This window comes from Bradyrhizobium sp., from assembly GCF_049581145.1.
GTDB lineage: Bacteria > Pseudomonadota > Alphaproteobacteria > Rhizobiales > Xanthobacteraceae > Bradyrhizobium.
On the sequence record NZ_JBAURI010000652.1, the window covers coordinates 1 to 5,048 of the forward strand.

Genomic DNA, 5,048 nt, shown 5'->3' on the forward strand with positions numbered 1-5,048 from the left:
GCTTCATGTCGGGCGCGACGCGTTGCGCCTCGACGCCACCGGTGCAGGTGTCATGATTGAGCAGAAGCTGCTTCCGGTGTCGCACGGCTGCCTCGTCAGGCTTCCGGCGAGCTTCATGATCGGCACGGCGCAGATCCACCTCTCGGACAGCGCTCAGAATCCCCGGCGTCGTAGTATGCCGTGGCGGTCGCTGGGCGTTGCCGGAGTTGTGCTCGGCGTTGGCCTCGCCGTGGTTGCGGCGCGGGGATTGCCGCCAGGGGCCAGCGCCGCCAGCCTTGCCATGGCTGTGGTCTCTTCCGACGATGGCGCAACTGGCGATTCAACGCCCCGGTCGTCCGCCGGATCGTCGACGGTGCGCTCCGGAAGTCCAACGGTGGAGGAGGCGGTGCGCGCGTTGAACGCGCGACTTGAAGCGGCGAGAATACAAACCTTGCAGATCAGCGCTGAAGATGGGCGGCTCTCGGCGACGGGCACATTGGCCGGGCGGGCGGCAGCCGACTGGGCTGCAATCCAGCAATGGTTCGACCAGACTTACGGCAGCCGCTTCGTTCTCACCACCAGACTCGTGCCGTCCAGCGAGCCACGAGCCATGCCGGCGTTGCAGCTGCAGGCGATCTGGTATGGAGCGCGTCCCTATATCGTGACAGCGGACGGCGAGCACTACTTCAACGGCGCCGTTCTCAGCAACGGATGGGTCATTCGCGATATCGGCCAGGATCGCGTCCTGCTTGCGAAGGATGGTGAGACGGTGGCGCTCAATTATCGCTGAGCGTTGCCGGCCGTTTCGGCGCTGCCTGGCGCGCGCAGGCAAATGAGAGGTTGACAGCATAATGACGCGCAGAATCGAAAGCGAACCTGGCAGCACGGCTGCAATCGTGGCGCGGTCAGCGCCGCGCACGGATGTGGAAGTCAACCCATCGGCTGCGCCGGATATCACCGCACCCGAATCCGTCGGGTATCCGGATTTTGACGCGCTGATCGGGGAAATCGCCAGTCGGCGCAGATCGACCAGAGCGCCGCGGTCGCCGCAACAGATCATCGCAGATTTCATCGAGCCACGGATATCAGACCCGACGCCGTTTCAGGGCGGCCGTTCGCTATCGATTCTCGAACGGCTCGCCTCGCGTATCATCCCTGCGCTTGACGAGAGCGAGGAGCTTCGATCACTGGCCAGCGCCGTCATTGCGGAAGAGATCGAGCGCCGTCGCGAACTGGCGCGGCGGCTTCACGGCAGCATCGCCATATGAGCGCGTCAGACGACGACGGCGCGGTGCAGCTGCTGCACGTCCTGGGCCATCTGTACAGCCAGCATGGCCAGACCGAGCGCGGGATCGTGCTGTTGCTCATCGCTGCCCGGCTTGCTTCTGAAAACGCCGATGTGTGGCGCACCCTTGCCCACGCATTTCTGGCCGACGGAACTCCGGAGCGGGCCATCGTGGCGATCCGACGCCTCCGGCAGATGAGCGAGTCCGACGATCCTGCTCTCGACCTGCTGATGAGCCGCGCGCTGTGGGCGAGCGGCCGCCGGATCGAAGCTCGACGCTGTTTCCGTGATTTTCTCGAACGCAGCAATCAGTTATGAGCCTGACAGACAGGATCACGCGGGCATTGTTGGCCGCCTCCAGCCGTGGCGACCTCGCAATCGCCATCATCGTGCTCGTCGCGATCGTCATGATGATCGTTCCGCTACCGACGCCGCTCGTCGATGTGCTGATTGCCGCCAACCTCGCGGCCAGCGTTCTCATCCTGCTGACGGCGTTCTACATTGCCGAGCCGCTGGATCTGTCGGCGTTGCCGTCGCTCGTTCTGATTGCGACGCTGTTCCGGCTCGCCATCATCATCTCGACCGCACGCTTGATCCTGCTGCAGGCGGACGCCGGCGAGATCATCAGTGCGTTCGGCAGCTTTGTCGTCGGCGGCAACATCGCAGTCGGCCTCGTGGTCTTCCTGATCATCACGGTGGCCCAATTCGTGGTCATCACCAAGGGCGCGGAACGTGTCGCAGAGGTGGCGGCCCGGTTCACCCTCGACGCGCTTCCCGGCAGGCAAATGAGCATCGACGGCGACCTGCGCGGCGGCGACATCGACCGTGCCGAGGCGCGGCGGCAGCGCCATCGCCTGACCCGGGAGAGCCACCTCTACGGCGCGATGGACGGCGCGATGAAGTTCGTGAGAGGAGACGCGATCGCCGGCATTGTCATCATCGCCGTCAACCTGATTGGTGGCCTAGCAATCGGCTCGATGCAGCGCGGCCTGTCGCTGTCCGAGGCGGTTCAGACCTATTCGCTGCTGACCGTGGGTGATGGGCTGGTCGCGCAAATTCCGGCTCTGCTCGTGTCGGTTGCCGCCGGCACCGTGGTCACGCGCGTCGGAACCGCCGAGCAACTCGATCTCGGAACCGAGATCTTTCGGCAGTTAACGGGTGACCCGCGGGCGTTGTTTCTGGCTGGCGGGATTCTGCTCGTGCTTGCCTGGATTCCAGGGTTTCCCTGGCCTGCCTTCGTGCTTTTGGCGGCGTTCTTCGCGGCGATAGGTTACCTGACCCATCGACGGCGGGTGGCGAGTGCTTCCGCACGTGCATCCAGGGAAGCGGCACCAAGGCTGACGAGCGAGGGCGGCCAAGCCGCGTTGCCGCAACCCGCGGCGGGGACGGACATGGTGGTGGCGACGCGCGGACCATACAGGCTCGCTGTTCGTCTTGGCCGCGAGCTTGGCCAGCGCGTGCAGCCCGAACACTTCAATCGCGAGACGGCGCTCGTGCGGCAGGCGCTGGCGGCGGATCTCGGCATGGATATGCCGGCGGTCGAGCTGCGCGTGGATGAGCGTCTCGAGCCTCTTCACTTCAAGATAGAGGTTGAAGGAGTGCCGGTACTCGATGCCGATCTCCCGGCAGACTCTCTGCTGATCGAGAGCGAGGCGGTCGACCTCGAGCTTTTGGCGATTCCTTATGCGGAAGGTCCGCGCATCGGCAACCGGCGTCCCGCGATGTGGGTCGAGGAGCAATACCAGCCGGCGCTTGCCGCGGCGGGTATTGAAGCTCTCGCTCCAACCCAGGTACTCGCCAAATGGTTGTCACACATGCTGCTGCGCTACGCGACGCAGTTCATCGGGATCCAGGAAACCCGTGACATCCTTCTCCGGGCGGAGAAGGAATATCCCGAGCTGACGAAAGAAGCACAGAAGATCGCGACGCTGCAAAAAATCGCCGAGATACTTCGTCGTCTGCTTGACGAAAACGTTCCGGTCGGCAACCTGCGCCTTATTCTGGAGGCGCTGGTCGAATGGGGACCGCGGGAACAGGACACCATCCTCCTTGTCGAACATGTCAGGATCGCGCTGCGCAGGCAGATCTGCTTTCGCTGCGCCGATCGCAACCGGGTAATTGTGGCGTATATGCTCGAGCGGTCGGTTGAGGAAACATTGCGCGCGGCGGTCCGGTCCACCGCGGCGGGCGCATTTCTCAACATTCCTGATTCCGCGGCTCGGCCCATCGTGGAGCGGATCAAGCAAGCGGTTGCCGAGGCGCCGGGTAGGCTTCCGATTGTTCTTACGTCGATGGACGTGCGCCGGCATATGCGCAGCCTTCTCGTTCGCAACGATCTGGACGCAGCGGTTTTATCCTATCAGGAGCTGGCGCCGGAGTTCAGTGTGGAGCCGCTTGCGGAGCCGGCCGGGGTGCCGCGCGAGAGTATCGGGCTCGCCGCTGAAGCGGCCGAGTGAATCGGGTGGGACTACCACCAAGACAGGGCAAGCGGAGCCAGCCGTGCTTCCCAATAAGGCAGCACTGGCGCGTCGTGTCGTTTGGCCAGGGGGGAAGAGCATGCTGATGGCGGGAGGGACATCGCGGCCATCGTCCGCGACGCCGGGTCGCGAGCGGCCGGTGCGGCGGTGGTCTGTGGTCACGTTGGCTGCAGGGCTCGCAGTCGGGGCCGCGCTCCTAGTGATGCCCGGACAGGGCCGTGCCGGGAATGCCGTCGAAAACGTCTCGCCTCGCCGGGGCAGTATCGATTTGGCCGTCGGCGAAGGCCGTCTTCTTCATTTCGACGGACCGGTGGAATCGGTCTACATCGCCGATCCGGCTGTCGCGGATGTGCGGGTCGTCGCCGCCGATGTCGTCTATGTCTACGGCAAGAGAGCCGGCACGACCAACCTGATCGCCGCGTCGGCGGATCAAAGTGTCCGTGCATCGGTGCAGTTCCGCATCGTCACCAGCTCGCAGCCGGCAAACGACGCCATGCACACGCTGCAACCGACGACAATGACGGAAATCTCCATCCTCGGCGAGCGGGTAGCCGTCACCGGCAAGACGCACAGGATCGAGGAAGCCGTCGACGCCCAGAACGCCGGCGAGACCTACTCGCCGCCGTACCAGCCGCCGATCAACAATACGACGATCGAAGGTTCTCAGCAGGTCAATATCCGCGTTCGCTTCGCCGAGGTGTCGCGCACCGAGCTGCAGTCGCTTGGTCTCAACTGGAAGATCTTCGGAGGCGCCGAGGCCAGCAGCGTCGGCATGTTGGGCGGCAGAATCGATATTGAAGTCCTCATCGAGGCGATGCGCCGCAGTGGCGTTCTGAACATCCTGGCCGAGCCGAATCTGACCGCGGTCAGCGGCCAGACGGCAAACTTCCTGGCCGGTGGCGAAATCCCGATTCCGATAGCACAGCCGGGCGGCACCATGCAGGTCACCTACAAGCAATTCGGCGTGTCGCTCGATTTCACGCCGACCATCATCGCAACCAACCGCATCGCTCTGCATGTGCGTCCGGAGGTGAGCACGGTTGCGCAGATGGGTGATGTCAAGGTTGGCAACGTCTCCATGCCGAGCTTCATGGTGCGGCGCGCCGATACGACTGTCGAGGTCGCAAGTGGCGAGACATTCGCGATTGCCGGCCTCTTCGAGCGGCAGATGACGCAGGAAATCGACAAGCTTCCGATGATCGGGGATGTGCCGGTGCTGGGAGCGCTATTCAGTTCGGAACAGTTTCGCCGCAATGAGACCGAGCTCGTTATCCTGATCACGCCTTATTTGGTGAAGCCGTCGCAAA

The 5,048-nt window shown here is 63.9% G+C and carries 5 protein-coding genes; all 5 read left to right on the plus strand.

Features of this window, described 5'->3' with window-relative positions; translation table 11 throughout:
- On the plus strand, nt 1–769 hold a 769-nt coding region (locus WCB02_RS21505; RefSeq protein WP_423961220.1), incomplete at its 5' end, for a SctD/MshK family protein.
- Between the two features lie 61 nt (nt 770–830).
- Nucleotides 831–1,247, plus strand: a complete 417-nt coding sequence (locus tag WCB02_RS21510; RefSeq protein ID WP_423961222.1) for a hypothetical protein — start codon at nt 831–833, stop codon at nt 1,245–1,247.
- Nucleotides 1,244–1,582: a tetratricopeptide repeat protein gene (locus WCB02_RS21515; protein WP_423961223.1), complete on the plus strand. Its 339-nt coding sequence runs from the start codon at nt 1,244–1,246 to the stop codon at nt 1,580–1,582. The genes WCB02_RS21510 and WCB02_RS21515 overlap by 4 nt, the downstream gene beginning before the upstream one ends.
- The gene (gene sctV / locus WCB02_RS21520) at nt 1,579–3,720 is read left to right on the plus strand and encodes a type III secretion system export apparatus subunit SctV (protein WP_423961225.1); all 2,142 of its coding nucleotides are present in this window, start codon (nt 1,579–1,581) and stop codon (nt 3,718–3,720) included. Before WCB02_RS21515 ends, sctV begins: the two co-directional genes overlap by 4 nt.
- A gap of 289 nt (nt 3,721–4,009) precedes the next feature.
- Nucleotides 4,010–5,048, plus strand: a 1,039-nt coding sequence (locus tag WCB02_RS21525; RefSeq protein ID WP_423961227.1) for a type II and III secretion system protein family protein, incomplete at its 3' end; no start/stop codon positions are given.

Excerpts from the sequence above, each read along its gene's own strand:
- sctV (WP_423961225.1), top strand. The coding sequence starts at position 1,579 with ATGAGCCTGACAGACAGGATCACGCGGGCATTGTTGGCCGCCTCCAGC.
- WCB02_RS21515 (WP_423961223.1), top strand. The coding sequence starts at position 1,244 with ATGAGCGCGTCAGACGACGACGGCGCGGTGCAGCTGCTGCACGTCCTG.
- WCB02_RS21510 (WP_423961222.1), top strand. The coding sequence starts at position 831 with ATGACGCGCAGAATCGAAAGCGAACCTGGCAGCACGGCTGCAATCGTG.